General features: G+C 40.2%; 26 protein-coding genes. 8 read left to right on the forward strand and 18 right to left on the reverse strand.

The window, feature by feature from the left end:
- Nucleotide 1: 1 nt before the first annotated feature.
- The gene (locus BMY70_RS20625) at nucleotides 2-355 is read right to left on the reverse strand and encodes a cupin domain-containing protein (protein WP_090338170.1); all 354 of its coding nucleotides are present in this window, start codon (nucleotides 353-355) and stop codon (nucleotides 2-4) included.
- A 153-nt stretch (nucleotides 356-508) separates the two neighbouring features.
- The gene (locus tag BMY70_RS20630) at nucleotides 509-859 is read right to left on the reverse strand and encodes a winged helix-turn-helix transcriptional regulator (RefSeq protein WP_090338171.1); all 351 of its coding nucleotides are present in this window, start codon (nucleotides 857-859) and stop codon (nucleotides 509-511) included.
- A gap of 446 nt (nucleotides 860-1,305) precedes the next feature.
- On the opposite strand from BMY70_RS20630, the gene BMY70_RS31360 reads away from it, so the two are divergent.
- From BMY70_RS31360 to BMY70_RS20650, 4 genes are read left to right on the forward strand one after another with little or no spacing between them, the layout of a single operon-like run.
- A complete protein-coding gene (locus tag BMY70_RS31360) occupies nucleotides 1,306-2,181 on the forward strand; it encodes a UbiA family prenyltransferase (protein WP_229209710.1) in 876 nt (291 codons plus the stop codon).
- Nucleotides 2,178-3,260, forward strand: coding sequence for a type III polyketide synthase (locus BMY70_RS31365; protein WP_229209711.1), 1,083 nt, complete (start codon nucleotides 2,178-2,180; stop codon nucleotides 3,258-3,260). Before BMY70_RS31360 ends, BMY70_RS31365 begins: the two co-directional genes overlap by 4 nt.
- Nucleotides 3,253-3,948: a methyltransferase domain-containing protein gene (locus BMY70_RS20645; protein WP_090338173.1), complete on the forward strand. Its 696-nt coding sequence runs from the start codon at nucleotides 3,253-3,255 to the stop codon at nucleotides 3,946-3,948. The genes BMY70_RS31365 and BMY70_RS20645 overlap by 8 nt, the downstream gene beginning before the upstream one ends.
- The gene (locus BMY70_RS20650; RefSeq protein WP_090338174.1) at nucleotides 3,932-5,077 is read left to right on the forward strand and encodes an NAD(P)/FAD-dependent oxidoreductase; all 1,146 of its coding nucleotides are present in this window, start codon (nucleotides 3,932-3,934) and stop codon (nucleotides 5,075-5,077) included. The genes BMY70_RS20645 and BMY70_RS20650 overlap by 17 nt, the downstream gene beginning before the upstream one ends.
- Here the strand turns inward: BMY70_RS20650 and BMY70_RS20655 are convergent.
- The 5 genes from BMY70_RS20655 to BMY70_RS20675 all read right to left on the reverse strand — a co-directional run bounded on the left by BMY70_RS20655 (nucleotide 5,074) and on the right by BMY70_RS20675 (nucleotide 9,421).
- Nucleotides 5,074-5,580, reverse strand: coding sequence for a sterol desaturase family protein (locus BMY70_RS20655; RefSeq protein ID WP_177197083.1), 507 nt, complete (start codon nucleotides 5,578-5,580; stop codon nucleotides 5,074-5,076). The two genes, BMY70_RS20650 and BMY70_RS20655, sit on opposite strands and share 4 nt — an antisense overlap.
- A 7-nt stretch (nucleotides 5,581-5,587) precedes the next feature.
- Complete coding sequence (idi, locus tag BMY70_RS20660; RefSeq protein WP_090338175.1) at nucleotides 5,588-6,103, reverse strand: isopentenyl-diphosphate Delta-isomerase; 516 nt, start codon at nucleotides 6,101-6,103, stop codon at nucleotides 5,588-5,590.
- 81 nt (nucleotides 6,104-6,184) lie between these two features.
- Nucleotides 6,185-7,021 carry a phytoene/squalene synthase family protein gene (locus tag BMY70_RS20665; protein ID WP_090338176.1) on the reverse strand — a complete coding sequence of 279 codons (837 nt, stop codon included), beginning with the start codon at nucleotides 7,019-7,021 and terminating at the stop codon, nucleotides 6,185-6,187.
- Complete coding sequence (gene crtID, locus BMY70_RS20670) at nucleotides 7,018-8,532, reverse strand: bifunctional phytoene desaturase/3,4-desaturase (protein ID WP_090338177.1); 1,515 nt, start codon at nucleotides 8,530-8,532, stop codon at nucleotides 7,018-7,020. Before crtID ends, BMY70_RS20665 begins: the two co-directional genes overlap by 4 nt.
- Nucleotides 8,513-9,421 (reverse strand): MerR family transcriptional regulator, encoded by a 909-nt coding sequence (locus tag BMY70_RS20675; protein ID WP_090338178.1) that lies wholly within the window; start codon nucleotides 9,419-9,421, stop codon nucleotides 8,513-8,515. Before BMY70_RS20675 ends, crtID begins: the two co-directional genes overlap by 20 nt.
- A gap of 255 nt (nucleotides 9,422-9,676) precedes the next feature.
- Between BMY70_RS20675 and BMY70_RS20680 the strand changes: the two genes are divergently transcribed.
- Nucleotides 9,677-10,480 carry an XRE family transcriptional regulator gene (locus BMY70_RS20680; protein ID WP_090338179.1) on the forward strand — a complete coding sequence of 268 codons (804 nt, stop codon included), beginning with the start codon at nucleotides 9,677-9,679 and terminating at the stop codon, nucleotides 10,478-10,480.
- 60 nt (nucleotides 10,481-10,540) lie between these two features.
- Here BMY70_RS20680 and BMY70_RS20685 read toward each other — a convergent pair whose 3' ends face one another.
- A complete protein-coding gene (locus BMY70_RS20685; RefSeq protein WP_090338180.1) occupies nucleotides 10,541-11,959 on the reverse strand; it encodes an SDR family oxidoreductase in 1,419 nt (472 codons plus the stop codon).
- 248 nt (nucleotides 11,960-12,207) lie between these two features.
- Here BMY70_RS20685 and BMY70_RS20690 point away from each other — a divergent pair, with 248 nt between their 5' ends.
- The gene (locus BMY70_RS20690) at nucleotides 12,208-12,504 is read left to right on the forward strand and encodes a hypothetical protein (RefSeq protein ID WP_090338181.1); all 297 of its coding nucleotides are present in this window, start codon (nucleotides 12,208-12,210) and stop codon (nucleotides 12,502-12,504) included.
- Between the two features lie 59 nt (nucleotides 12,505-12,563).
- On the opposite strand, the gene BMY70_RS20695 is transcribed toward BMY70_RS20690, so the two are convergent.
- The 8 genes from BMY70_RS20695 to BMY70_RS20730 form a co-directional block, all read right to left on the reverse strand.
- Nucleotides 12,564-12,986 carry a hypothetical protein gene (locus BMY70_RS20695; RefSeq protein ID WP_229209712.1) on the reverse strand — a complete coding sequence of 141 codons (423 nt, stop codon included), beginning with the start codon at nucleotides 12,984-12,986 and terminating at the stop codon, nucleotides 12,564-12,566.
- 427 nt (nucleotides 12,987-13,413) lie between these two features.
- Entirely contained in the window at nucleotides 13,414-15,039 is a 1,626-nt protein-coding gene (locus BMY70_RS20700) for an NADP-dependent glyceraldehyde-3-phosphate dehydrogenase (RefSeq protein ID WP_090338182.1), read from the reverse strand.
- Between the two features lie 349 nt (nucleotides 15,040-15,388).
- A complete protein-coding gene (locus BMY70_RS20705) occupies nucleotides 15,389-15,976 on the reverse strand; it encodes a chemotaxis protein CheB (RefSeq protein WP_090338183.1) in 588 nt (195 codons plus the stop codon).
- The gene (locus BMY70_RS20710) at nucleotides 15,958-16,770 is read right to left on the reverse strand and encodes a CheR family methyltransferase (RefSeq protein ID WP_090338344.1); all 813 of its coding nucleotides are present in this window, start codon (nucleotides 16,768-16,770) and stop codon (nucleotides 15,958-15,960) included. Before BMY70_RS20710 ends, BMY70_RS20705 begins: the two co-directional genes overlap by 19 nt.
- A gap of 1 nt (nucleotide 16,771) precedes the next feature.
- Nucleotides 16,772-17,137, reverse strand: coding sequence for a response regulator (locus BMY70_RS20715; RefSeq protein ID WP_090338184.1), 366 nt, complete (start codon nucleotides 17,135-17,137; stop codon nucleotides 16,772-16,774).
- Nucleotides 17,138-17,186: 49 nt separating this feature from the next.
- Nucleotides 17,187-20,795 carry a response regulator gene (locus BMY70_RS20720; RefSeq protein WP_090338185.1) on the reverse strand — a complete coding sequence of 1,203 codons (3,609 nt, stop codon included), beginning with the start codon at nucleotides 20,793-20,795 and terminating at the stop codon, nucleotides 17,187-17,189.
- Nucleotides 20,796-20,799: 4 nt separating this feature from the next.
- Complete coding sequence (locus BMY70_RS20725) at nucleotides 20,800-22,407, reverse strand: hybrid sensor histidine kinase/response regulator (protein ID WP_090338186.1); 1,608 nt, start codon at nucleotides 22,405-22,407, stop codon at nucleotides 20,800-20,802.
- Between the two features lie 208 nt (nucleotides 22,408-22,615).
- On the reverse strand, nucleotides 22,616-22,987 hold the full coding sequence (locus BMY70_RS20730; RefSeq protein WP_090338187.1) for a hypothetical protein: 372 nt from the start codon (nucleotides 22,985-22,987) through the stop codon (nucleotides 22,616-22,618).
- Between the two features lie 215 nt (nucleotides 22,988-23,202).
- Here BMY70_RS20730 and BMY70_RS20735 point away from each other — a divergent pair, with 215 nt between their 5' ends.
- Complete coding sequence (locus BMY70_RS20735; protein ID WP_090338188.1) at nucleotides 23,203-23,469, forward strand: hypothetical protein; 267 nt, start codon at nucleotides 23,203-23,205, stop codon at nucleotides 23,467-23,469.
- 84 nt (nucleotides 23,470-23,553) lie between these two features.
- Here BMY70_RS20735 and BMY70_RS20740 read toward each other — a convergent pair whose 3' ends face one another.
- Entirely contained in the window at nucleotides 23,554-24,441 is an 888-nt protein-coding gene (locus tag BMY70_RS20740) for a helix-turn-helix domain-containing protein (RefSeq protein ID WP_090338189.1), read from the reverse strand.
- A 177-nt stretch (nucleotides 24,442-24,618) separates the two neighbouring features.
- On the opposite strand from BMY70_RS20740, the gene BMY70_RS20745 reads away from it, so the two are divergent.
- The gene (locus BMY70_RS20745) at nucleotides 24,619-26,058 is read left to right on the forward strand and encodes an arabinose isomerase (RefSeq protein ID WP_090338190.1); all 1,440 of its coding nucleotides are present in this window, start codon (nucleotides 24,619-24,621) and stop codon (nucleotides 26,056-26,058) included.
- 6 nt (nucleotides 26,059-26,064) lie between these two features.
- Here the strand turns inward: BMY70_RS20745 and BMY70_RS20750 are convergent, their stop codons facing one another.
- Complete coding sequence (locus tag BMY70_RS20750; protein ID WP_090338191.1) at nucleotides 26,065-26,640, reverse strand: hypothetical protein; 576 nt, start codon at nucleotides 26,638-26,640, stop codon at nucleotides 26,065-26,067.
- Nucleotides 26,641-26,663 lie beyond the last annotated feature (23 nt).

Consider the following 26,663-nt stretch of genomic DNA (forward strand, 5'->3'; position numbering starts at 1 on the left):
GCTATTTTAATTCGGTTGTTATAAATTCTAAAATGCCGTCTCCTGTATTTTCGAGGTCATGGATTGCACTTCCATTGACCAGAATATTTTGAAATGATGTCTGGTTTTTTGTAAAAGTAAAACTTACTATGCTGCCATCTTCCTGATGTGAAATTCCTTTTCCATCCTGCAAAACAACCCAGAAATAATCGTAATTATGGCGGTGATAGTGAATTCTTTCTCCGGGTTGAAGTCCTATATGCCAGACTTTTACTTTGTCATTTTCAAAAAGTAAAGTATCTCCAACATTCTGATTTTCATTGTTTTGGATAAGCTCTTCATGCAAATCTTCTGGTGATAACGGTGACCTGGACATAGTAGTGAAAGTTTAAAATGCTTTTGAGTAATGATTTGTCAGGATAAAAGTCAGAAAATTGATAAAATTACTGTTCGACTTACTTACCATATATACAGCTTTCGCCATGGCACGAGTCGGAAATATAAATCACCCCTCTTGATAATCAGTATATTAAGATTTCATTATCATTTTTTTATGCTCTTTTCCCCAATCGATCATTGCCAGAATTATATTTCCAAAAGTTTTACAATATTCAGTTGATTCGTATTCAACCAGGACCGGAGACTCTGGATAAACCGTGCGCTTCACCAGCTTATTCAATTCCATTTCCTTCAATTCCCTAGATAACATTCGTGTAGTGATCCCAGGAATACTGCGCTCAATTTCTCTGAATCGCTTGTTTCCGTTACATATCGAGTTAATAATGGGGAGTTTCCATTTGCCTCCGATGACATAAATTGTGTCCTGGAGAGCTTTTACTTCCTCTTGCTGATTTCTGATAAATTCTGTTTTTGTTTCCATGACCTTGTTGATACACTCTGTGATACTGATTACAAAGTTATATCAGTATTGATTATTTCGACATCATCAGGTAAAAATTATGAAGCAGTCGATATAGAACCCCGATAAACATAAATAACGGGTAAGCTCGGTTAATCATAAATTCTGGCAAAGTTCTTTTGTAAAAAGGGTTTTGGGCGACCAAAATTTTTAAAGAAATTTTAAATCGGGCGCATGCCAAGTTGATCAGGTTTTTAAAATATACAAAAAGATTGAATTCATTCATTGTAGTCCGGGTAAAACGGGAGGCACTTTGCTTCCCGTTTTCTTTGTAGCCTGAGCAACCAACAGGATCATTCATTCGTATGTTCATTGAGGTTGGCGATATTAAATAAGCACTACGCCTTGTTCTCATCGAAAATACTTTATATACTAGTGAAATAGTTTTATCAAGTATAAAAACTTGTATGCTCATCGACAGAAATACTTTAAAATTACTGAGAATACCATTTTCATTCTTCCTGATGCCGTTGTTTTTGTTTGCTGTCAGTCAGGCAGAGTCTGTTTCTATTTCAAAGGCTATAATCTCATTTTTATTAATTCATTTTCTAATTTACCCTGCAAGCAATGGCTACAATAGCTATATTGACCGGGATGAAGACAGTATCGGCGGTATTGAAAAACCACCTATGCCAACAGAAAAACTTTTTTACATAACTGTGGCTCTTGACGGTCTGGCAATAATCCTTGCAGCATTTTTTATCAGCTTTTTGTTTGCCTTTTGCCTTGCTTTGTACATTGCAGCTTCCAGAGCTTATAGCTCAAGACAGATCCGGCTGAAAAAATATGCAATTCCCGGGTTTCTGATAGTTGCGATTTTCCAGGGCGCTTTTACTTATTACATGTCTGCTGTTGGCATAACTGGAAACGCGTTAAAGCTCGACAAACAAGCCCTTTTTGTATTATTGGGATGTTCATTTCAAATTGCCGGCGCTTATCCTTTGACGCAGATTTATCAGCATAAACAAGATTTACGTGATGGCGTTGTTACGCTCAGTTACAGACTGGGATATCGGGGAACGTTTATTTTTACGGCCATAATGTTCGCTTTATGCAACACTTTTTACTATTTGTATTTTGAGGGTAAAAATTCTGGAACGGTTTTTTTTATCATTCAAATGTTCTTTTTGCCGATCGTAGCTTATTTCTGTTACTGGTTCTATCTTGTCAGTAAGAACGTTACAAATGCTAATTTTAAAAACACGATGCGCATGAACTGGATCGCAGCAATCTGTATGAACAGTTGTTTTTTTGTACTCATTATTATCAATCATTTCCTTTGAGTTATATCACCGCTATTGAAACCGCAGTTCCTGAAAATTGTTTTTCACAAGACATTTTGAGCACATTTTACATGAACTCGACGGACGACGAAACATACAAACGTAAGATCAAGATTGTCTCGGCGAAAACAGGTATAGAAAATCGATATTCTGTTGTAGGGGATTTTGAAGAAAATGTGAAGGAAATAGAATTATTTGACCAATCAACGGATCGCGAACCTGGCCTGTCAGAAAGAATGCAGGTTTACAAAAAATATGCGACGGAGCTTTCAATTAAGGCTATTGAAAAGATTCCGGATTTTCATCAACGAAAAGATCAGATCACGCACCTTATTACTGTAACCTGTACAGGCTTGTTCGCACCAGGTCTGGATATTGAGCTGATCCGCGACCTTGATCTGAATCCTGCCACGCAACGAAGCAGTGTAAATTTCATGGGTTGCAACGCAGCCATTATCGCCCTGAAAAATGCCGATGCTATTTGCAGAAGTCAGGCGGATGCGAATGTATTGGTCGTATGCACTGAACTTTGCACGATCCATTTTCAGAAGCGGTTTAATGACGATTATTTGCTTTCAAATTTAATTTTCGGCGACGGTGCTGCGGCGGTTATATTGAGTTCGCAACCTCAGGAAGAATATTCTGAGAAGAAAGTCCAGGTTAACAGATTCGATTCGATGATTCTTCATAACGGATACCGGGATATGGCCTGGCAGTTATCAGAGACAGGTTTCATCATGAATCTTACCTCTTATGTTCCGGGGCTAATCAAGGAAAATATTCTACCAATGTTAGATAAAATTAGACTTTCGCCCTCGTCAATCGCTTATTGGGCGATTCATCCCGGAGGGAAGAAGATCGTTGACGATTTTGCCACTGCTCTTGATCTGGATAAATCATTACTTTCGGAAACTTATGATGTCCTTAGAAATTTCGGAAATATGTCGTCTCCAACAGTATTGTTTGTCTTGAAGAGTGTACTGAAAAAAGCAGATCGCGCAGAACTCGGAGAAAAGATCTTTGCTGCCGCTTTCGGTCCCGGATTGAGTATCGAAACGATGCAGCTGCAATATGTTTAAAAAACGAAGTCAGGAGAAGGAGCTGTTGGATCAGGAGGAAATTCCTGAACAGGATTTATTCAGGAATCTGCGTGAACTTGATTTTATAAATCACTGGCTTGGCGGCTACAAAATATCCTTTTCAGGCTTGAAGAATATTATAAAACCTGGACATCACTACAATTTTGTTGATATCGGATGCGGGGGAGGTGATACGTTAAAGCGGATCAAAAAATGGCGAATGAAACACGCTTACTTGCTTGATTTATACGGCGTTGATCTGAAACCTGTTTGTGTTCGGTATGCAATGAGTAACCCTGAGAATAATGGGATCACTTTCATCTGTGATGATTACAAAAATATGAAAAAACATATTGAAAAAATCGATATCATTCATGCCTGTCTTTTCTGTCACCACCTTTCGGAAACGGAATTAATTGAACTTATAAAATTTTCGGTTTATAATAACGCGATATTACTGATCAACGATCTCGAAAGAAATCCGATTGCATATTATTCGATTAAAATTCTGACCCGGCTTTTTTCCAGATCTTATCTGGTAAAGAATGATGCACCGTTATCTGTTTTACGGGGCTTCAGGAAGAAAGAGTGGGTTGACATTCTTCAAAAATCCGGTGCCTCCAGGTATACTGTGTCTAATAAGTGGGCATTCAGACATCAAATAATTATCCATGGAAACGAAAGCTAACCACTACGACTGTGCCATTATCGGGGGAGGGCTGGCAGGGCTTTGTCTATCCATTCAGTTAGCTGAGCAGGGAATTTCTGTGGTTTTATTTGAAAAAAATGAGTACCCTTTTCATAAAGTTTGCGGTGAATATATTTCAATGGAAAGCTGGGAATTTCTCGAAGGTCTGGGTATGCCTTTAAGCCAGCTAAATCTTCCCATTATTAATGAAGTTGGAATAAGCTCTGAGAAGGGATTTATGATAAAACATAAACTTGATCTTGGTGGCTTTGGCGTTAGCCGCTTTACCCTGGATTCACATCTTGCCAGAATTGCTGCTGGCAAGGGAGTTGAAATAGTACAAAATTGCAAGGTGAGTGCAGTATCGGAACCGGATGCTTTGAGTCGTAAAATTGAAACATCTCAGGGGCCGTTCAATGCCCGTATTATATGTGGAAGTTATGGAAAGTATACTCCTTCATTTGTCAGCATGCAGGAAGATTTCAAAAAAATAAGTTCTTCGGAATCACGCAAATTTATCGGTGTTAAATATCATATCAGTGCTAATACCGCCGATAACCGCATTGAGCTGCATAATTTCAAGGATGGTTACTGCGGAATATCAAAAGTTGATAATGGAAATTACTGCTTATGTTATCTGACTACGGCAAAAAATCTTCGTGAAAATCGTAACGATATTAAAGCAATGGAAGAACAGATTCTCTATAAAAATCCGTTTCTGAAACGTTACTTTACAGAATCTGAATTTGTAAATGCTCAGCCGCTTGTCATTAGTAATATTCAATTTAATAAAAAACAGACCGCTGTAAACGGTCTGTTTTTACTTGGAGATGCGGCAGGTGCGATCACACCTTTATGTGGAAATGGAATGAGTATGGGTATGCGAGCATCAAAGTTATTAGCCAGCCAGTTGAACGCTTATTTCGCAGAAAAAATTAACTGGAACGAAGCTCTTACAAATTACAATAAATCCTGGAACGCGGCCTTCAACAATCGGATAACGGCAGGATATTATCTTCAAAATCTGTTCGGGAAACGGAACACTACCGATATTGCGTTGAGGATACTGGATAAGCTTCCCACACTGATGGATAAGTTGGTATCGCTGACGCATGGAAGCAAATTTTAGGCCCTAAATTGCGTTTTTGTCACCGGCTTCTGTTTATCAAGGGATGCTTTCGCTTCTCTGAAATATTTGAACGAAACCCACAACATACCAAAACACTCGCCGTCGCGTTTCCCTAAATGTTTGTGGTGCACCTTGTGCGCTTTTCTGATTGCTTTCAAATAGAAAGATTCGGTATTTCTGAAAATTTTAAAACGCTGATGAATGAAAATGTCATGAACCAGAAAATAGGTCATGCCATACAATGTAATACCGGTACCAATCCAGAAAAGAGCATTGAAATCGTTTTGTAAGCCGATAAAAAGACACAGGATTCCGGGTGTGGCAAATATTAAAAAAAAGAAATCGTTTTTCTCAAAAAAATCACCGTCATCCCGTTGATGGTGATCGTGGTGTAAGAACCAGAACAAGCCATGCATCAGATACTTATGCGCCAGCCACGCAACGCATTCCATGCCTATAAAAGTTGCAACAACAATCGAAATATTAATCAAAACCGGACTCATAAATTGTTTAAAGTTTAATTTTACTCAATACCTCGTCGAGGCAAATTTTGAACCATTCGGTGTAAATATCAGGACGCTTTTTCATGTCCTCCCTGAGTTCCTCGGGTGTGATATATTTATAGTCGAGAACCTCGTCTATATTTATCGTCGGCGTTTCGTCCGAAACGGCCCAGAAAATGTGATCTAGTTCATGCTCAATGAGACCATTATCCACCGCCGCCTCGTACCGGAATGAGTACAGAAAATACAACGGAGAATGAATCCCCATTTCTTCATAAAGGCGTCTTTTTGCAGCGCTTAACGTGCTTTCGTTCGGATAGGGGTGGCTGCAGCAGGTATTTGACCAAAGTCCTTCTGAATGGTATTTTCCATAGGCTCGCTGCTGAAGCAGCATTTCTCCCCTCGTATTAAATATAAATATTGAAAAAGCACGATGTAAAACACCTTTTTGATGGGCTTCCAATTTGGGCATCAAACCGATTTCATCATCATTTTCATTTACTAAGACAACCTGGTTATTCATTTTGATCGGGATTTAGGTTTTATAAAAGCAGCATATATTTTGTCCAGCTTTTATATTACTGATTATAACAACAAAAAATTGTTATAAAAGATCAAATTGATGGCGGAACAATGACTGAAACATCAACCCGATCTTGTCGTAATCCGGAATTCTGATCCTGGCAGTCATCACTTTTTCAGGCGGGCATTCTTTGATCCGGAGAAATAACTTTTTGTAGTAAAAATAGGCAAGATAAACTCCGCGTCTTGCTCCCGCCGGAAGCTGTTTGATACCTATCAAGGCCTGATTGAAGTCGTCTTCAATTTCATTCTGAATCTTCTCTTTATCTTGAAAATTAAAATAACGAAAATCTATATCCGGAAAATAATTTCTCCCAAGCATCTGATAATCAGCCATGAGATCACGGAGAAAATTTACTTTCTGAAAAGCTGATCCCAATTTCATGGCATAGGGGTTTAGGTCACGGTAAGTCACATAGTTCCCCTCAGTGAAAACACGCAGGCACATCAGTCCGACAACCTCAGCTGATCCCATAATGTACTGATTATAGGAATCGACCGTGTGTGTAGTTTTATAAAGATCCATTTCCATACTTTTTAGAAATGTATCGATGAGTTCCCACTCAATATTATATTTATGAACGACGTCCTGAAAGCTGTTTAAAATCGGATTGATACTGATTTTCTGCTCGATTGCCTCAATGGTATCCTTTCGTATTTTTTCCATTAAAAACGGCTTGTCGTAGTCGTGAAAACTGTCAACAATTTCATCTGCCAGGCGTACAAATCCGTAAATCCCGTAAATCGGTGCATGGAATTTCTTATCCAGAAAGTTGATTCCCAGGGAGAAAGATGTACTGTATAATTGGGTTGTTTTCTTACTGCAAGAGGCAGAAAGAGTGTCGAAAATCACTTTCATGGTTTTTTATTTAGGAATTTAATAAGTTCATGAGCAGCGATTCTCCCCGATATTATAGATGGAGGCACGCCGGGCCCTGGCACGGTCAATTGACCTGCATAGTACAAATTGTCAACTTTTTTACTTCTCATCTTCGGCTTAAAAACCGCCGTCTGCATCAGGGTATTGGCCAGGCCGTATGCGTTTCCTTTGTACGCATTATAATCGTTTACAAAATTGGAGACAGAATAACTTCTTTTGTAGACCACGTGGGATCTGATATCTTCTCCTGCAAATTTTTCCAGTCGAGCCATTAACGTGTCGTAATATTCTTCCTTGATTTCTTCTGTTTCAGACAAGCCTATCGCAATGGGCATTAAAACGAAAATATTTTCACTGCCCTCAGGCGCAACGGAAGGATCTGTTTTTGACGGACAGCAAACGTAAAAAAGTGGATTGGTAGGCCACTTTTTCTGCTTGTAAATTTCAACTGCATGCTGCTCGAAATCCTCATCGAAAAAGAGATTGTGATGTCTCAGTTTATCTATCTTTTTACTTACACCCAGGTAGAACAAAAGACAGGACGGAGCGAATGTTCTGCTTTCCCAGTAATCTTTGTCGTAAGATCGAAAAGATTCAGGTAATAAACTATTTTCAATATGTTCATAATCAGCGCTCCCGATTACTCCGTCGGTTGCGATTGTTTCACCGTTTACGTGAATATGGCTGATAGCACCCGAACTGATTTCAAGTGACTCGACCCTATTTGATGTCTGGAACCGGACACCGCAATCTTCCGAGATTTTTCGGAAGGCATCTGCAACCTTTCCGAAACCGCCCATAGGATAAAATGTTCCCTGTTTAAGTCCGGCAAAATTCATCAGACTATATAATGCCGGAGTGTCTTTTGGCATGGCCCCTAAAAAAAGGACAGGAAATTCGATGATGGCAAGTAACCTCGGATCTTTGAAATATTTTCGTACGTGATCGCTGAAAGATGAGAAAAGCTGAATTTTCAGTGCATCCCGAAAAAGTTTTAAGTCTAAAAATTCAGTGATTGAATGGCTTGGTTTATAAACCATGTCGCCCATGCCAACCCGGTATTTAAATTCACCTTCCTCTATAAATTTTCTGAGTTTTGAGCCGCTTCCTGTTTCAATACTTTCGAAAAGAGAACAGATAGAGTCGAAGTCTGCGGGAATGTCTATAACCTCGTTTTGTCCGAACACAACGGCAAAACCCGGATCCAATTTTTTTAGGTCGTAGAAATCGCTTGTTGTTTTGCCAAATAAATTAAAATAACTCTCGTAAACGTCAGGCATCCAATACCAGCTTGGCCCCATGTCAAAAACAAATCCCTGACTTTCGAACGAGCGGGCACGTCCGCCGATCGTTGCATTTTTTTCGAAAATAGTAACGTCGCTACCATTTTTTGCCAATACTGCCGACGCGGCCATTCCGGCAAACCCGGAGCCGATTACGGCAATTTTTGACTGGTCCTTATGGATTACATTACTTTTTCCCTGACTCATTGTGTTCAGATAAAATTTGGATTAAATTTTCAATCGTGTAAATCATTCGTGCGCCCTTTTTTTGCGTGATTTCGGCAACTTTGAGATCTCCGCCGGAAATGTAAACACCACAGCTTCCGAAATCTTCGGTGAGTTTGTCAACCAGATCAATCAGTTCTCCACCATTGGGATTAACTGTAAAAAATGTATAAATGTGTGTGGGTTTGCATTGTAAAACCACGTCGGAAAGGTCAGCATACGGAACCCGCTGTCCAAGATAGACTGCCTTTTTACCATATTGCCTGATCAGATAATAGGAAAATAGCAATCCGATTTCATGATCCTCTTTCTCATTCAGAAACAATATCCAGCTTTGGTCAGAACTTTCAGGCAGCGGCAATGCATCAATGGCTGCATATAATTTCTGCTTGATAAGATTAGAAAAAAAGTGTTCCTGAGCCGGTAGCATATCATCCTTGATCCACATCAGGCCCGTGCGAACAAGTAGCGGATAGACAATATTTACATATGTTTTAACTAAACCAAATCGCTTGACCGAATTCGAAAATAATTGGTCAAAGAGAACCTGGTCATATGTTGCGACTGCAATTAGAGCTTGGTTTATAATTACTTCGACATGTTGATCGCTTTGGAAGGATTGAACAATTATTTTATCAATTTCCTGTGCTAATTCGCTCTTGCTGAGTTTGCTAATATGTGAAATTTTCATTCCGTGCGTCATCAGCATGCAGACGTTAAGCAATTTCTTGAGTTGCTGATCATCATAAAAACGGATGTTGGTATCCGTTCGCTCCGGTTCCAGCAATCGATAGCGCTGCTCCCATATCCGTATGGTATGAGCCTTCTGACTGGATATTCTTTCCAAATCTTTAATAGAATACTGCGCCATGATTTTGTTTAATGTTTTTTAAAAATAGTTAAACAAAATATATAAATCAATTTTTTTCAAAAAAATGAATTTAGCATTGTCCCAAATTAGAAATGAGTATAGAAATTTTATCCGGCAAAAAGTAATCTATTGCCAAAACTTTAAAATCACCGGGTGGAAAATATTTTTTTTATACGGAGTAGGTTTTGTTTAAAAAGTTACTACATTTGATATCTAAAATATCTATTGATTGATTTCAAAAGTATCTGATACGTTATGGCAGCTCAGCAATTATTTTGGTCAGGAAACATCAGGCACCTTCGGCTTCGTAAAAAAATGAGTCAGGAGACATTGGCCGAGAAACTGGGAATTTCCCGTGTAAAGCTTAATGCGCATGAAAGTGGCCGGACGGTGAATCCCACGGTGGAGGATCTGGTAAACACTTCCGAGTTTTTTAAAATGAGTATCGATTGCCTTCTGAAAATTGATCTTACGACGCTTACAGAGCAGAAGATCCAGGATCTGGAAGATGGTAGCGAAGCCTATATGTCGGGAAGTAAAATCCGGGTACTGGCGATCACAGTAGATAAGGAAGAGGCGGAAAATATCGAATACGTTCCGGTGAAGGCAAAAGCCGGTTATCGGTCCGGATATAATGACCCGGAATTTCTAGCTGGCCTTCCGAAGTTTAATCTGCCGAATCTTCCTAAAAACGGAACATTCAGGATGTTTCCAACTGTTGGCGATTCGATGCTTCCGGTTCCCGAAGGTAGCGATATAATCACACGTTACGTTCAGGATTGGAGGTTGCTTAAAAAGGAAACGCCATGCATCGTGATTTTGAAAGGAGATCAGGACTTCGTATTCAAACAAGTGACGATTAATGATGATGGGACCATGTTGCTTCAATCGTTTAACAAGCAATATTTTGCCTATACTGTTCCGGTATCTGACGTCATTGAGCTCTGGGAGTATTATAGTTTCCATAGTAAACAGCTTCCTGAGCCGCAAACTGATATGCAGCAGCTACTGAAAATGTTGCAGGAGGTTCAACATGAAATTAAAGACTTGAAAAAATAAATTGAGAATGGGTGTAGGTTGTATATAGAAGCTCCGGGTTTTGGTTCAGCCCAGGAGCTTTTATTTTGTAATGGCCGTGATCATTCCTTTAAAAATAAAAAAATGAAAGGGCAGGGAAAGGTACCAATAAAGCCGGCCATAAAGCCCTTTTGGCCTGAAAGTAGCTGTCTGCGTGAGGTAGTTTCCATCTATTTTGAATTCGAGCCAGGCTTCTCCGGGAAGTTTCATTTCTGCAAAAAGTAACAATCGGCCTTGTTTTTTATCAGCTAACAGAACACGCCAGAAATCAAGCGTATCACCAGCATGAATGTCAACGGCCGACGTTCTGCCCCGACGCATTCCGACACCTCCTGCGAGCTTATCAAAATATCCTCTAAGCTGCCAGAGCCATGTTGCGTAATACCAGCCTGTATGACCTCCGATTGCCCAGATCCGCGACTGAGTATCCAGCCTGTTTTTAAATTTAAAATTTTTAATATCCTTGAAACACCCGTCTACCGGAACCTGCACATACTGCGAGAGTTTAGTGTTAATCCGACCGCTGATCAGCGAATCCTTCCAGCTGGAAATAATCGCATTTTGCTCAATTTTGGTAAATGCCGCCGCAATGGCATCGCGGTAAGACATCGGTTGCAGGTCTAAAAGCCCGGCGAGCCGGTTGTCGTGACAAACTACTTCAACTTTCATGCTGTCGACCAGTTTTGTAGCTAACGAAAAAGTCGTTGACGTAACAAAATAAAGCCAGTAGGAAGAAAGTCTGGGCGTCAGTACAGGCAGGGTGATAATGTATCGTTTCAGCTTTCGGATTTCTGCGTATTGCAGCAGCATCTGTTTGTAGGTTAATACATCCGGCCCGCCGATATCAAAACTTGATCCAAATGTTTTCTCATTAAAAAGTACTTTTTCAAGCATCGTAATTACATCCCGAATTCCGATCGGCTGCGATCTGGTTTGCAGCCATCTTGGAGTAATCATAATCGGAAGTTTTTCTGTCAGGTCACGGATGATTTCAAAAGAGGCACTTCCTGACCCGATTATAATTCCGGCGCGCAGTGTGGTAAAATTGTAAGACCCACTATTCAAAATATCTTCCACATTTTTTCGGGAAGCAAGATGCTTTGACAGGTTCTGATCGTTAATGATGCCACTCAGATATACAATGTGTTTTACACGCGTCTGATTCATACGGTTCCGAAAATTTTCCGCCGATTGATCTTCCAGTTTGGCAAAATTTTTGGAATTGGATGACATGGAATGGATAAGATAATAAGCTCCATCGATATCATCAGGAATTTCGTTCAGACTTTCAGGATTAAGAAAGTCGATCTCAATAATGCTTACCTGATCCCGGTGTAATTCCGGCACAGTGAATCTACCTTTATCGCGAACACAGCATACCACACGGTGACCATTTTCAAGCAAAACGGGCAGTAATCTTTTGCCAATATATCCGGTTGCACCGGTTAAAAGTATTTTCATTTGATTACTCAATTTACGGATGAAATATTCATATTCCTGCCAACCATACCTACGAAACCGTAATAAGAAAAGATTATATATTCATGCAGCATTAAATGTTACTATTTCGTTGTAAAACAGTCTAATATTTGCCGTATTGAATTAATTGAATAACGTTAGATAAGTTTTTTGATAATTTTCCATTGAATTATCCGATATTTTTACAATTTAAATTATTTTTATATCAAAAAAACTAATACAAAATAGCCATGGTACATGAGAAAGTGTTCACATTGAAAAATCGGAGAGAGGTGAAGGTTATATTTAAATCCATTCCAAATCCGATCACACAGAAAATAAAATTTGAATATGAAGTCCTGATCCGGGAGCCGGGAGAGAAGTCGTTTAGAATTCCGATCGGAGTAAGTCATCCAAAATATTGGAAGTTGCAGAAGTCGACCAAAGAGCAGGCCAATGAACTTATATTAACGTATAGCGGAATAACCCGGAGACATCTTCTTGAAGTGGAAAGAGAATTTAACAACCTTTTTCTGGTACCGGCCTGACGCTCAGTCAAAAGTTATTTCACCAGCTTCTTTCTCGAAAGAAGCTGGTTTTTTGTTTCTCAGTAAATACGCTTAACAACAACTTTACTATTGGTAAGCTGCGCGGCGTAAGCGCGGGCATTTTCGTTAGGCAGTGAGATAAAAGTCTGCTTCTTTTTCTTGCCATCCGTTGTAATCCAGTTAGCAGAATAGATTTCAAACGGAGGAGCCCCTGCGTATATCGGGCGATTATCTGAATGCACGAAATTATCTTCCTCTTCGTAAGCCAGTTCAAGATCGCTTCCTTCCAAAACCTCACAAATGATCCTCAACTTTCCAAATTCGTCGTCAGCCAGACCTTTGATGCGAGCTTTACCAAAAAATGGCTCTTCTCCAAATTCCCAACGGTCGTAGTACTCTATAATATTTCCAATCTGAGAATCGATATAATCTGCACTCAATTTTGTGTCCTGGTCCATGGTAGTAACGGCTTTGTTTAACATTTTTTTTTCGGGGTAATCTTATCACGGATTTGAGTGATTCAGACTTTTAAGTATTTATGTTATTCAGGCCATTTAAGTCAAAAAAGCTGACTTTCAATTTATGAATATCTGCAAATATATGAACGCCCGTATATCTACAACACAAAGAGCGGTTTTTATTAATGTATTTACAGTTAAAATAGAAATAAATTTTATTATTCGGCATTTAATTAAAAAAAAATCCCGAAAATAATATAAAAATAATATTCATAAGTAGTTGTCAATCATCAATTTACAACATAAATTTTTCAAAAAGGTTACAAAAAATATGCAAACTTTGACTAAATCTAAATTGCGGCAAAAAATAGAAAAATCCCGTGTTAACCGAATCTTATCAGAAAAATGATGAGATCCGGTCAAAACGGGATTGTAAAAAATAAATTATTTATCAGAAAATGAACTTCGTGCTTAGGAAGTTGGAACTATCACTCTTGACGATTTCATTAATTAGATTTGTATTACTTTCATTCATTTTAAAAGCCACCAAAGAGCGGATTGAAAATGAGCGGATTGCATCGGGAATAGAAAGTGTTCCTTCTGCACTGTCCTTACGACCTGTGAACGGGAAAGCATCCGGCCCGCGCTGCGACTGCGTATTGACATTAACACGACTTACCAGATTTACAAGCGGATCAATCAGCCAGGCAACTTCATCAGCGTTTTCACTGAAAATACTAACCTGCTGTCCGTGTGTCGATTCGATCAGAAAGTCGATTGTTTCTTCCAGGTCATCAAAAGGAACAATCGGGATGATCGGTCCAAATTGTTCTTCACGATAAAGCTTCATTTTTTCGTTCACCGGATAAACAACCGCGGGATAGAAGAAAGAAGCCGCTGAGGTTCCTCCGTTTTCGTTCATGACCTTCGCGCCGTTTGCCTCTGCATCTGCAATACACTCGTTCAGATATTCAATTTTGTTAGGTTCTGGCAGGGGAGTCAGCGAAACGCCTTTTTCCCATGGCATACCATATTTTAACTGTGCAACGGCTGCGCTGAACTGTTTAATGAATTCGTCAGCGATGCTTTTATGTACCCAAACAATTTTCAGGGCTGTACACCGCTGGCCATTAAAAGACAAGGAACCTGTTATGGTTTCCTTCACCGCGAGGCTTATGTCGGCGTGTTTGGTAATAATAGCGGCATTTTTTGCATCAAGTCCCAAAACCGCCCGAAGCCTGTTCACTTTTGGGTGCTGTTTTTTTAACTCATTTGCAACCTTGCTGGATCCGATAAGTGTTAAGACGTTTATTTTTCCTGATTGCATAAGACCCGGGACGATCGCGTTACCACGGCCGTAGATCACGTTGACAACTCCCTTCGGAAAACAATCCCGGAAAGCTTCCTGCAGTGGATAATGCAATAAGGTGCCAAATTTCGGAGGTTTAAATAAAATGGTGTTACCCATGATCAATGCCGGAATAAGCGTTGTGAAAGTTTCATTCAAGGGATAATTGAATGGCCCCATACAAAGAACAACGCCGAGCGGGGAACGCCTGATCTGGGCAGCGATTCCGTCAACAATTTCAAAACCGGAGGAATCCCGGTCCAGATGTTTCAATGAATCGATTGTTGCATAAATATATTCAACGGTGCGATCAAATTCTTTCGTAGAATCAGCAAAGGATTTTCCAATTTCCCACATGATGAGCTTGACGATGATATCCTTTTGCTCAATCATTTTTCCAGTAAATTGCTCTACATGTTTAATCCTGTCTGATACGCTCATTGTCGGCCATGCACCACGTCCGTTGTCATACGCAGCTACCGCAGCATCCAAAGATTCCTGCGCTTCGGCTTCGGTACTGACCGGATAGCTTCCGATCAATTTTCGTTCTAGCCCATTTTCAGTTTTGATACATATCGGAGAAAAAACTTCATGAACCGGGCCGTTCCATTGTTTCATCTCACCATTGCTTAGGTATTTGCGCTGATGTACTTCCGAAGGCAAAGAGAATTCTTCCGGGACATCTTTGGCTTCAACAAAGAGGTTTTCTAAGGTAGTTTTGAAATCCATTATCTAAGTTTAAAAGTAGTTAATAACAGTTCACCTTCTTAATTATATGTCTATTTGACAATTAATAAAAATGATACAAGAAACCCTAAGCTAATTTGTTGGTTTTTTGCCTCGATTTAATAATTTGCCCCAAAACTATTTTTAAATATTAACTATTCCAATGATTAATATGTATTTATAAATAATTATTCTGTAACGAATTCTTACAGAGTAACCTATACGTGCCAACATTGTACTTGTAAAATTGGTTTACAAAACCGACGAAGAAGTTTTTCAGAATTGTATCAGCTATCGGTGGCTGGCAAATGCTCTATAAATAATGGGTACATGGGTAAATTTTCTCTCGGTATTAATGAGTCGCCAGTGAATTTATAAAATCAGAAATTCCCTTGATATCTAATACAAGATCAATTTCCATATTCGAAATGGCGTGCTGCGGCATGAAAGGCATCTGTGCAGATTCCGGTTTCTGGGCTATCGCAAATCCGTCAGTTTTTTTTACAGCGATAAGTCCTTCAGTACCATCATCGTTTGCTCCGGATAGTAAAATCGCGGTCAGGTCCGGGCCAAAAACATCAGCAGCGGATTCAAATGTGACATCGAGGCTTGGGCGGCTGAAATTTACTTTTTCTGAATAATCAAGAGAGAAAATATAATCCTTTTCAATTAATAAGTGATAATCAGCCGGTGCCAGATATATATTCCCCGGCAGGATAGGATCTTTATCTTCAACCTCTCTTGTCGGAATTAATGTTTTGGTTGAAAGCAGTGCAGACAACGAGGAATCAGCCGAGTTTTTACGATGCAGAACTAGAATAATTGCAATAGATAAATCAGTCCGCAAAGCAGGAAGCATTTCAAATAACACCGAAAGACTTCCGGCAGAGCCGCCGATCACGACTACCTTAAACTTATTTTTTAGATCATTTTCTTCCATATTTTTTCTTTATCCAACTGTCTGAATCTCGATTGTATGGTTGAGAATTTCAGTGTTTCTTTTGATCCAAGTGCAAGAAAACCTAATGTGCCCAGGCTATCATCGAATAATTTTAAAGCACGTTCCTGCAGATCTTTATCGAAATAAATAAGGACATTACGGCAAAGTATCAGGTCAAATTCATTAAACGATCCGTCGGAAACCAGATTATGGGTCGAAATGATAATTTTCTCAGACAATTCCTGGTTCAACTTGGCCTGGCCATAGTTAGCCGTGTAATAAGTTGAGAAATCTTTTGTTCCGCCGGAAGCGATATAATTTTCCGAATATTGCTTCATTTGCGTTAAGGGGAAGATACCCTTTCTTACTTTTTCCAAAACGCTTGGATTCAGATCGGTAGCATATAACAGTGATTTTTTGAGAAGATTCGCTTCATGTAACATAATCGCCATGGAAAAAACTTCCTCGCCGGTAGAACATCCGGCATGCCAGATTCTTATGAACGGCTTCGTGCCAAGAATTGGCAGAATATCTGTTCTTAACACTTTATAGAAAGAGGGATCGCGGAACATTTCGGTCACGTTTACCGTGATTTCCTCAACAAATCTTTTCAAATAATCTTCCTCGGAACGGATTCTGTACCTTAACTCAGCAAAACTTGGGAATTTGTCCAAGGCGCATAACCTGATAATTCTTCTTTTAAGCGATGCCCGGGAATAACTGGTGAAGTCATATCCGTAAATCTCGAAAACATCATTTAGCAGTAAATCTATTTCCTCATCCTCAATCGTCATATTATACATTTCTTAGCAATTGCAACAAGTTGTCTACATTAATAGGTTTTGAAATATAACCGTCTGCTCCGGCCAAAAGACATTTCTCCCGGTCGCCGACCATTGCCTGAGCGGTGACAGCAATAACAGGCGTATGTTTTCTTGAATCAATATTTTTGATTAACGGAATAGCTTCATACCCATCCATGTCCGGCATCATCATATCAATCAGCACTGCATCGATTATTTCATCTTTTGCTAATAATTCCAGCGCCTCCCTGGCTCCGGAACATGAAACACAATCGAAAGATTTTGCGCGCAAGGTAGCCGAGAGGGCAAAAATATTTCTGGCATCATCATCAATGATCAATACCTTTTTCTTATGCATATTTCTTGATTGTTGTGGGGGTTGGAAATTTTACAATTTAATTATTTCCCTACGATTTTTCATAAAGCCAAACACGTAGCAGTGACATTAGCTGGTCTATATCGACCGGCTTGGTAATGTAATCCGACGCGCCTGCATTTATGCATTTTTCCCTGTCGCCAGTCATGGCTTTGGCTGTGACAGCGATCACCGGAAGATTTTTCCATTGGTAATTTTCACGAATCCTTCGTGCCGTTTCGTAACCATCCATCTGAGGCATCATCATGTCAAGCAACACCACATCGATTCCAGGATTGTCATGCAGCTTTTGAAGTGCTTCCTTGCCGTCCAGCGCCGTGATGACGTTCATTTTGTAATTCTCTAGTGATTTCGTGAGCGAGAAAATATTCCTCACGTCATCATCCGCAATCAGCACTGTTTTGTTTTTCAGGATCTGCTCAAGTGCGCCAAGTTTTTTGAAATCTCCATCGCGAACGGAAGGCTTCTTGCTTTCTTCAACAACATGTAAAAAAAGAGAAACTTCGTCCAGCATGCGTTGATAAGAATGGGCCGTTTTTACAATGATAGAATCTGCATATTGTTTGATCCGCAGCTCTTCTGACAGCGAAAGACTTTTTCCGGTGAAAATAATGATGGGCAGATTTTCAAATCCAGGGTTCTTTTTTGCCTCTTCCAAAGTTTCGTAAGCTCTCTTATCCGGAATGCCCATGTCGAGTATCACACAGTCAACCTCCTCTGTTTTAAGTGCTTCGATACCTTCTGAAACATTACTTCTAAGTTCAGAATTAATATTAAATGTTTCCAGGAAATAGGCCAGTGCTTTTGCATGCTGCGGGTTATCTTCTACGATCAGAACCTTTTTGGATTCCCGGCTTAATACATATTCGATCTTCTTGAAAATCTCCTGCATTTTTTCCAGCGCCATCGGCTTGTCAATAAAATCAACAGCACCCTTCATTAAACTTTCGTTCTTCAACTTATGCGAAGACATGATATGGACCGGGATATGACGCGTTTTCGGATTTGTTTTAAGCTTATCCATAACTTCCCAGCCGCTCATGACAGGCAGCTGAATATCCAGCAAAATCCCCTGCGGTCTGAAACTTTCTGCCAATTCCAAACCCTCATCACCGCGAACGGCAACAATTCCCTTATATCCTTTTTTACGGGTATAGTCTAGAAGCGATTTAGCAAAATTGGTATCATCTTCGATAATCAGAATGGATTTTTCACCCTCTGAGACCGCGCTCCGATCATCCGGAATACTTTCCGGAATTGATGTACTCAGATAACGATAAGCCGACTCCTCAGGTTTTCTGACGGGAATCTCTTCTTTAGCTGCCATGAAAAAGTTCGCATTTTCAGGTGCAGAAGCAACCGCTGACTGAGAAACCGGGATTGTCAGGACAAACTCACTTCCTGTACCCGCCACGCTGGTAAGAGCAATTTCTCCGCCAAGCAATTTTACCAATTCACGGCTGATCGACAGTCCCAGACCAGTTCCTCCATATTTCCTTTTGGTCGACCCATCTGCTTGTTGAAATGCCTCAAAAATCAGTTGTTGTTTTTCTGGCTGAATACCAATTCCGGTATCCTTAACAGCAAAACAGATTGATTTTTTATTTCCCGGATTCGGCTTAATAGTCAATTCTACTGAACCCTGGGAAGTGAATTTCAATGCGTTGGATATAAGATTTTTTAAAATTTGTTCCAGACGCATTCGGTCCGTTTCGATAAGTGCCGGAATATTTTCGTCAATAGTAATCCGGAAATCAAGATTTTTTTCTTTGGCAACCGGGCTGAAAAGTCCATTAAGATCGGATGTGATATCTTTGATGAATACGTTGGTATAATCGAGATCCATCTTTCCTGCCTCAATTTTTGAAAGATCAAGAATTTCATCAATTAAGCCTAGAAGCCCATTCCCCGACGACTGGATTACCGTGGCGTATTCTACTTGGTCACTATTCAGATTTTTCTCGTCGTTTTCAGCAAGTAAACGGCTAAGCAGCAGGATCGAGTTTAGCGGCGTGCGGAGTTCATGGGACATATTGGCCAGGAACTCAGACTTATAACGTGTCGTCAATTCCAGCTCTTCCGCTTTTTTCTGGATTTCTAAATTTTTTTCTTCCAGTAATCCGCTGCGTTCTTCAAGTTCTTCATTTGTCTGCTGAAGTTCTTCCTGTTGCACACGCAATTCTTCTTCAGATGCCTGAAGTTTTTGCGCTTGTGCTTCCAGCTCCGCATTCAGATTTTCAAGTTCGTTGTGCTGCGTCTGCAATTCTTCCGATTGCGCCTGTGTTTCTTCAAGAAAATCTTGAAGTTTCACATAATCGAGTGCGGCGTTAACTCCGATAGAGAGCATTTCAAGATTATTCGTCAGGAAAAGCATTTCCAGTTCGTTTGGCTCACGGAGCAGCCCAAGTTCAATAACCCCGATACATTCATTTGCATACACCAAAGGTAAAATGACCAGACATACCGGCGGTGTTTGGCCAATTGATGAATTAACCGACACATAATTTTCAGGCAAATCGCGAATAATAACGGGCATTTTGCTTTTAATAACCTGTCCTGAAAGTCCCTCGCCGCCTCTGATCAAATCCGGAGCGTTGGTTGCCGCGAATGATCCGGCAAGTTTGTAGTTCCAGTCTTTGTCCAGAATGTATACCGTTCCAAGCGGCGCATTTATATAACCCGTAATGATTTCGATAAGGTTTTCTGCCAGTTTAAGCAAGATTCTTTCGCCACGAATGGCATCGCTTAATTTCACTGTACCAGCCTGGAGCCAGTTTTTATTAGACAAATCGTTGAAAGTTTGTTCCAGAGATCCGGTCATGCTGTTCAATGCTACCGAAATCCTCCCAAGTTCGTCGTCGTTTTCATCTGTACTTCTGACTGTGTAATCTCCCTCGGAGACTAGTTTTGTAATACCTTCAATGACGTTGATTCTTTGTCTGGTATGTTCGTACACCGCCTCTGCTTCTTTTTGTTTTCTTATTCGGTCGTCCAGGTCTTTTTTGATTCTGATATATGCAAAACCGGTTATCAGAATCGAAATGATAGCAGCCAGCAAAAGCAGGATTGGGGTATAAGTGATATAAACCTGCTGCGCTTCTGTGCGTTCTGTCAATATTTTGTTTTCCTCAAGCTTGATGCGCTCAACGACCAGACGCAGCTGGTCCATAACATTTTTTCCCTTGATCATTTCCTTTTGACGTTCGGCGACGTCAAAAGCGAAGGCTTCATTCTTTTTTGTCCTGTCGATGGTTTTTTGCATTTGAATAAACTTAGCTTCGTAAAGCTTTTTTACCTCTGCCAAATTCCGATGCTGAACAGGATTGTCAATAGTCAGATCTGTTAGCGAATTATAATTGGCAGTTGTTTTTTCATAAGCGCCATTGTAAGGTTCAAGAAAGGATTCGTCAAGAGTCACCAGAAAGCCGCGTTGGCCGGTTTCTGCGTCTTTAATATTGGAAATAATATTTTCAGCTTCTATCAAAACCTGGTTGGTATGATTGACGAGCCGGGAATTGGAGATTAGTTTTTGAGTACTGTAAAATGATGCGACGAGGCTTAATATCAATAACAGTACCGAGAAAGAAAAGACAATTTGTAATTGCTTGATAATGGAAGTGGAAGAAGAGGTATTTGGCATAGCATTATTGGTAAAGCTTGTCTGTATTTAGAGCGTTTACAGCTTGATTTGTCTGGGTTAAAGGTAAAATTAATATAAAACTTGCACCTCTATTCTCGCTGCTTTTTGCAGAAATAAGGCCATTATGTTTATCCATAATTTTTTTAGCAATCGCCAGTCCGATTCCCGTACCTTCATAACTGCTCTGATTGTTAAGTCTTTGAAAAATGACGAAAATCCGGTCCAGGAATTTCTCGTCAAAACCAATACCGTTATCGCTGATTGTTATGCGACAGAAATCTCCGGTTGGTGAAACTGGCGAATCTTCATTCAGTGATTCAATAATTTCCCCCGTTATGGAAATTACAGGAGAGATGTCCGGCTTGGAAAATTTCAATGCATTGCTGATCAGGTTTTGAAAAACCTGGCGGATCTGGCTTGGGATTGTTTCTACAACAGGAAGGCTGTCAATAGTAAGAACTGCGTTTTTGTCCCGTATATTTTCCTCAAAATCTCCCAAAATCTCATCAATCAGCTCGTTAAGATTCGTCTGAGAAAAATTCGCCGAAATAGACAGACGGGAATAATCCAGCAAATCGCTGATCAGGCTTGACATACGTTTCGAGGAACTGATCGATCTGTCGAGATAGGATTCGGCTTCAATGTTTCCGGTTAAAAATTTGTCTTTTATAATATGGTTAAAAGTCTGAATCTTCCGCAAAGGCTCTTTGAGGTCATGTGAAACGACCCAGGCAAATTGCTGAAGCTCATGATTTGTTGTTTCAAGTTCGGAGTTTTTCAATACCAGTTCCCTCGTTCGCTGCTCAACTTTATGTTCCAGCACTTCATTTGCCATTTTTTGCTGATGTATATCGGTATAGGTTCCAACCCAGCGAATGACATTTCCCTGCTGAATAACAGGAATGATTTTTAGCAGAAAATATCGGTATTCTCCGCTGGAAAGTTGCTTTAAACGAAGATCACAGGAAAATTCCGAACCTTTTAGAAGTGCTTCTTTCCAGCTTTCGCAAGAGGGATCATCCGGATGCGTCTCAGGTAAATGGAGTGTGTCTTCCGAATACTGATACCAGTGCTCATTGACATATTCAATTTTCCCATCGGTTGACATGGTGAAAGCAATCTGCGGGAGAGATTCAAGAACGAACTGCAGTTCCTGCATGTGCGCTGCAAGATTTTCCTGGGCCTGCTTCCGGGTTTCTATTTCATTCTGAAGGGAAAGCTGAATCGCTTTAAGTTCCTGCTGTTGTTCGTATAGTTTATTAAACGTTTTAACCTTCAGCAGTAAAATATCCGGATCGACCGGCTTGGTCAGATAATCGATACCGCCGGAAGTATAACCTTTCGTAATAAATTTTTTCTCCTTATTAACAGCTGAAAGAAAAAGAATTGGAATGTCTTTGGCCTTATTGAAGCCTGAAATGGCTTCGGCAACTTCAAAACCATCCATACCAGGCATCTGCACATCCATAATGATGAGCGAATACGTATTGTGAAGTATTTTTTTTAAAGCCTCCTCCCCGGATTCAGCACTGTCAGTTTTAAAATTATGCAGTTCAAGAATTTTCTTCAGCGGGAGGATATTTTCGGATCTATCGTCAACAATAAGAATCATAGGCAGAAAGCGAAATTTTCGAGAAACCAGTCCTGGTATCGGTTCATACCTTTATCCAACTTTTTCATGGGATAAATTCTTCTCATTACTAAAAATTATAGATTTATATGTGTATACGTAAATATCATACCAAAGACGCAGTTTTATTTTAAAACCTGGCCCTCTAAATGCCAAAACAATTTGATATCCGTGAATATTTAATAAATAGCTATATCTTCAATAGCCCATCATCTTTTAGGTACTTAATGAACTGAGCGATATCATAACCATTCATTTCTGTAACTTTCTTCTTGAAAAGCGAATGTCTGCTACCATATGTAAAATCGTTTATCGCTTCATCTGTAATGAGTTTTAGTTCATCAATCCATTTCTGAATTGTGATCAGCGGATGTATGTACGGTTTCTCAAAATCGTCAGTGATGGCTTTTCTGTGTTTTACTCTTGTAAGCTCTATGATCGCGTCAACAATGTATTGCTGATCTGTGGAATATTTTGTATCCTCATTGCTTTCCTCGATTTTTGAAAGAAAAACGTGAATTTCTTCCAGCAAAGTCTTTTCTATTTTGGATTGCTGCGGCATATTTTGAACATTTAGCATTAAAACTGGGGAATTATTTCCCTTGTTACCACTTGTTTTCAATGAGCGGTTACACACCTGGATATGTTTACAGACTTGTTTGTATTAATTCAAATATTATTCCGATTATAAGGGTTAGTGGAACAGAATTTGAGAGCCAGAAAGCACTAATTAGGTAATATTGTTTTAATTATATTAATTATTAACTTAATAAAATTATGGCCAAAGGAAATCATCTTAGCGGCCTTGATATGACGACAAGGCGAAAAGCATCATCCCGCGCTTTCGAGGATATGAAAGCAGGAAAAGGTGAGACTGCCAAAACAAATAACCCGGTTACTCAGGAGAAAAAGTTGGAAAGAGTAGGGACAGGCAGTCGGGAAAAGAAAGTAACAGCGGAAGAGCCTTATTTCAAAGCCCGGCTCACCGTGCGTGAAAGAAAAACAAGCCGCGTAAAAACCGGTGTCAGTATTGCAGACGAATAGTTTGAGTGAATAACCTGATAGTTTAACGAGCGGCCGGTAAAATGGCTGCTCGTTTTTTGTTATAGTTTTGGATACATTATCAATCTATGAATCCCGGAAAGCGGAAGGCGTTGCCCCTGTTTTTTTCTTGAATATTCTTGAAAAATAAAATTCAGATTCAAAGCCCGTCTTGTAAGCAACTTCGGAAACCGACAGCGTAGTTTCCCGAAGCATCTGTCCGGCTTTGTCCAGTTTTAATTTTAAATGATATTGGCCGGGGGAGATACCTATCACTTCTTTGAAAGCTTTTCTGAACCACACGTAACTTACATGGTGCTTGGAAGCAATTTTCTCCATATCAAGCGCTTCCATCCAGTTTTCATGAAGCTGGTAACGTATGTGATGAACGATCTTTTCTTTCCGCGATCGCAGGGTGTCGGACATAAGGGCGGATGCGTAAACCAGACCCAGAAGCTGTATGACCAGGCAGGAAGAGATTTGTTTGAAGGCAATCCCTTCAAATTTCAAAGTGTCGATAAGTCTGATAAATACATTCAGAAGCTCAGCGTCAAAACCAATATTGATAATGGGATTGCCCGCTTTGAAACAATCCTGGCGCATGATATATTCAGAATAAGGTCCTCCGAAACCAACCCAGAATTCTTCCCATCCTGTATCTTCCGAAGGTCTGTAACGGTGCCAGACGTTCGGGAAAAGCAAGAAGGCTGTACCTGCTTCTACAATTGTAGGCGGGACATTTTCACTTTCAAAAACCCCAACTCCATTCGAAATATAAACCAACTGAAATTCATGGATAACGCGCCCTTTTTCCCAGTTGAAACAATATGCGTCCGGGTGATTTCCATCCGGATAGTTTCTTTTCGCCTGATGTACGTTATGCCCTACATTCAAAATAGAAACTCCCCAGTTAGGTTCTGAATCGACCAGCTGCTGAAGCTGTTGCGTATTGAAATACTTTCGGTATAGCTCCATATATCAATAAGTGTAAGTAATTCATCAAAATCTACATTGAACATGAGATTGACTTTGTCCTACTTTTGTCTGGTAAATTACTAAAATAAAGTCTTTTAAAAGAGAATCCGGCCACAGTTTATTTTTCGTATTCAGTTCCAACTTTTCCGACCTTACTCAACATATGTATTTTTTGATATGGCAAAAACCGTAAATTATTCGTTAAAAGCTGGGCTGTTCGGGATAGGATTGGAGGCTTACTGGAATCAATTTGAAGGACTTGAAGAGCGACTGAAAAGTTATCTTGAAATCGTCGAAAACAATCTGACAGCATTTGGTGCTGAAATCGTTAATCTGGGTTTGATCGATACGCCTGAAAAGGCAGTGCAGGCCGGCCATCAGTTCAGGCAACAGGATGTTGATCTTATTTTTTTGTATGTAACAACTTATGCGCTCTCTGCTACTGTTTTGCCTGTAGTTCTTCGTGCCAAGGTTCCGGTCATTGTATTAAACCTTGTTCCGGAAGCGGCGATTGATTATAAATCTTTCAACCTGATCAGTGACCGAACGCGTATGACAGGTGAATGGCTTGCCTATTGTTCCGCCTGTTCTGTCCCTGAAATTGCCAATGTATTCAAGCGTTCCAATATCCCGTTTTTCCAGGTCACCGGTATGTTGCGCCACGATCCGGCTGCATGGGATCAAATCAGGGAATGGATTGAAGCTGCCCGGGTAGCGAATATTATGGCTCACAATCGGCTGGGCGTTATGGGGAATTATTATAGTGGCATGCTAGACATTTATTCTAACCTGACGCTGCAATGTGCTACATTTGGCGGTCATGTGGAAGTTATCGAAGTCGATGAGTTGTCGGATCTGACGCAGCATATTGATAAGGGAGAGGTAAACGCAATGTTGAAAGAATTCGATTTGCACTTCGATATCCAGCCGGATTGTTCTTCTGAGGAATTGGTTCGGTCCGCAAAGACAGCTGTGGCCCTGCATAAACTTGTGGAGAAACATAAGCTCGGATCTATGGCTTATTATCACAAGGGGACTGGAAATCCGTTAAATGAAGATGCGATGAGTTCGGTGATTTTGGGGAATTCACTGTTGACGTCAAGAGGAATTCCGGTTGCCGGTGAATATGAGATCAAAAATGCTCAGGCGATGAAAATCATGGACAGCTTCGGATCTGGCGGCTCTTTCACCGAATACTATGCGATGGATTTTTTGGATGACGTAGTTTTAATGGGGCACGACGGACCGGGACATATCGCCATTGCCGAAGGAAAAACCAAGGTCCGTCCGCTTTATGTTTATCATGGTAAGGTTGGAAATGGCCTTTCCGTAGAAATGTCTGTGCGGCACGGCCCTGTTACATTGTTGTCAGTCGTCGAAACTTTTGACGGTAAAATTTCACTGCTTGTCGCAGAGGGCGAGTCGGTGGAAGGCCCGATTCTGGAAATTGGAAACACAAACAGCAGGTATAAGTTTTCGATCGGAGCCCGAAAGTTTGTAGAAGATTGGAATGATCAGGGGCCTGCCCACCACTGTGCAGTAGGTATCGGTCATATCGCATCCAAAATCAGGAAACTTGGGGCACTGTTAAATATTAAGACCGTTCAAATCTGTTAACCGGTACTATTCAATATTTCGGATCTTGATATTCATATCGTGCGGTGCGGTTTCATCACCACCAAAATAGGGAAGAAGTTTGTAGGATATACCCAGGCCGCCAGAACAATGACGGGGCATGACAGTTGTATTTCCGTTTAGTACAAAAATATAAGTATTATTTGAAGTGCTGAGTTTGTAGCTGGAAGATTTTCCAAGTTCGACAATCCCTAATTCTCTTTCCTGACGCTGGCCGGCGACGTAAACATAAGCATAGATACGCAAGGCATTTTCCCGCCAGTTCCATCCAAAACGCGCGCTGTTTTCGTGATGCTGCGTATTGCAGTCCGAAAATCCGAGGAGCTTGTTAATATCATGCTGATTGCCCGCGTCAGCCGTCTGGTATATACAGGTACTATCAAAAATCGCCTGGAATTTCAACTCGCTTCCGGTAAAAAGGCCGTTGGAGTTATTGTCGATCTCATGATTTCCCTTGCTGATTTTATAGGTAATATAATCGTCTCCGAAGCTCGGGGAATTTCCAAGCCATTGACATGAAGAGAATGAAAATAAAACAAATAGAACTAAAAAACTGAGTTTCATCGGATCCGGTTTACAAGTCACAA

Origin of the sequence: Dyadobacter koreensis (genome assembly GCF_900108855.1) — a bacterium.
In the GTDB taxonomy this organism is placed as follows: Bacteria; Bacteroidota; Bacteroidia; order Cytophagales; family Spirosomataceae; genus Dyadobacter; species Dyadobacter koreensis.

Excerpts from the sequence above, each read along its gene's own strand:
- BMY70_RS20680 (WP_090338179.1), top strand. The coding sequence starts at position 9,677 with ATGGCAGCTCAGCAATTATTTTGGTCAGGAAACATCAGGCACCTTCGG.
- BMY70_RS20730 (WP_090338187.1), bottom strand. The coding sequence starts at position 22,987 with ATGCCGCAGCAATCCAAAATAGAAAAGACTTTGCTGGAAGAAATTCAC.
- BMY70_RS20675 (WP_090338178.1), bottom strand. The coding sequence starts at position 9,421 with ATGGCGCAGTATTCTATTAAAGATTTGGAAAGAATATCCAGTCAGAAG.
- BMY70_RS20645 (WP_090338173.1), top strand. The coding sequence starts at position 3,253 with ATGTTTAAAAAACGAAGTCAGGAGAAGGAGCTGTTGGATCAGGAGGAA.
- BMY70_RS20690 (WP_090338181.1), top strand. The coding sequence starts at position 12,208 with ATGGTACATGAGAAAGTGTTCACATTGAAAAATCGGAGAGAGGTGAAG.
- idi (WP_090338175.1), bottom strand. The coding sequence starts at position 6,103 with ATGAATAACCAGGTTGTCTTAGTAAATGAAAATGATGATGAAATCGGT.
- BMY70_RS20700 (WP_090338182.1), bottom strand. The coding sequence starts at position 15,039 with ATGGATTTCAAAACTACCTTAGAAAACCTCTTTGTTGAAGCCAAAGAT.
- BMY70_RS31360 (WP_229209710.1), top strand. The coding sequence starts at position 1,306 with ATGCTCATCGACAGAAATACTTTAAAATTACTGAGAATACCATTTTCA.
- BMY70_RS20740 (WP_090338189.1), bottom strand. The coding sequence starts at position 24,441 with ATGGAGCTATACCGAAAGTATTTCAATACGCAACAGCTTCAGCAGCTG.
- BMY70_RS20715 (WP_090338184.1), bottom strand. The coding sequence starts at position 17,137 with ATGCATAAGAAAAAGGTATTGATCATTGATGATGATGCCAGAAATATT.
- BMY70_RS20655 (WP_177197083.1), bottom strand. The coding sequence starts at position 5,580 with ATGAGTCCGGTTTTGATTAATATTTCGATTGTTGTTGCAACTTTTATA.
- BMY70_RS20705 (WP_090338183.1), bottom strand. The coding sequence starts at position 15,976 with ATGGAAGAAAATGATCTAAAAAATAAGTTTAAGGTAGTCGTGATCGGC.
- BMY70_RS20710 (WP_090338344.1), bottom strand. The coding sequence starts at position 16,770 with ATGACGATTGAGGATGAGGAAATAGATTTACTGCTAAATGATGTTTTC.
- BMY70_RS20650 (WP_090338174.1), top strand. The coding sequence starts at position 3,932 with ATGGAAACGAAAGCTAACCACTACGACTGTGCCATTATCGGGGGAGGG.
- BMY70_RS20750 (WP_090338191.1), bottom strand. The coding sequence starts at position 26,640 with ATGAAACTCAGTTTTTTAGTTCTATTTGTTTTATTTTCATTCTCTTCA.
- BMY70_RS20725 (WP_090338186.1), bottom strand. The coding sequence starts at position 22,407 with ATGATTCTTATTGTTGACGATAGATCCGAAAATATCCTCCCGCTGAAG.
- BMY70_RS20685 (WP_090338180.1), bottom strand. The coding sequence starts at position 11,959 with ATGAAAATACTTTTAACCGGTGCAACCGGATATATTGGCAAAAGATTA.
- BMY70_RS20625 (WP_090338170.1), bottom strand. The coding sequence starts at position 355 with ATGTCCAGGTCACCGTTATCACCAGAAGATTTGCATGAAGAGCTTATC.
- BMY70_RS20745 (WP_090338190.1), top strand. The coding sequence starts at position 24,619 with ATGGCAAAAACCGTAAATTATTCGTTAAAAGCTGGGCTGTTCGGGATA.
- BMY70_RS20720 (WP_090338185.1), bottom strand. The coding sequence starts at position 20,795 with ATGCCAAATACCTCTTCTTCCACTTCCATTATCAAGCAATTACAAATT.
- BMY70_RS20630 (WP_090338171.1), bottom strand. The coding sequence starts at position 859 with ATGGAAACAAAAACAGAATTTATCAGAAATCAGCAAGAGGAAGTAAAA.
- crtID (WP_090338177.1), bottom strand. The coding sequence starts at position 8,532 with ATGAGTCAGGGAAAAAGTAATGTAATCCATAAGGACCAGTCAAAAATT.
- BMY70_RS20735 (WP_090338188.1), top strand. The coding sequence starts at position 23,203 with ATGGCCAAAGGAAATCATCTTAGCGGCCTTGATATGACGACAAGGCGA.
- BMY70_RS20695 (WP_229209712.1), bottom strand. The coding sequence starts at position 12,986 with ATGTTAAACAAAGCCGTTACTACCATGGACCAGGACACAAAATTGAGT.
- BMY70_RS20665 (WP_090338176.1), bottom strand. The coding sequence starts at position 7,021 with ATGAAAGTGATTTTCGACACTCTTTCTGCCTCTTGCAGTAAGAAAACA.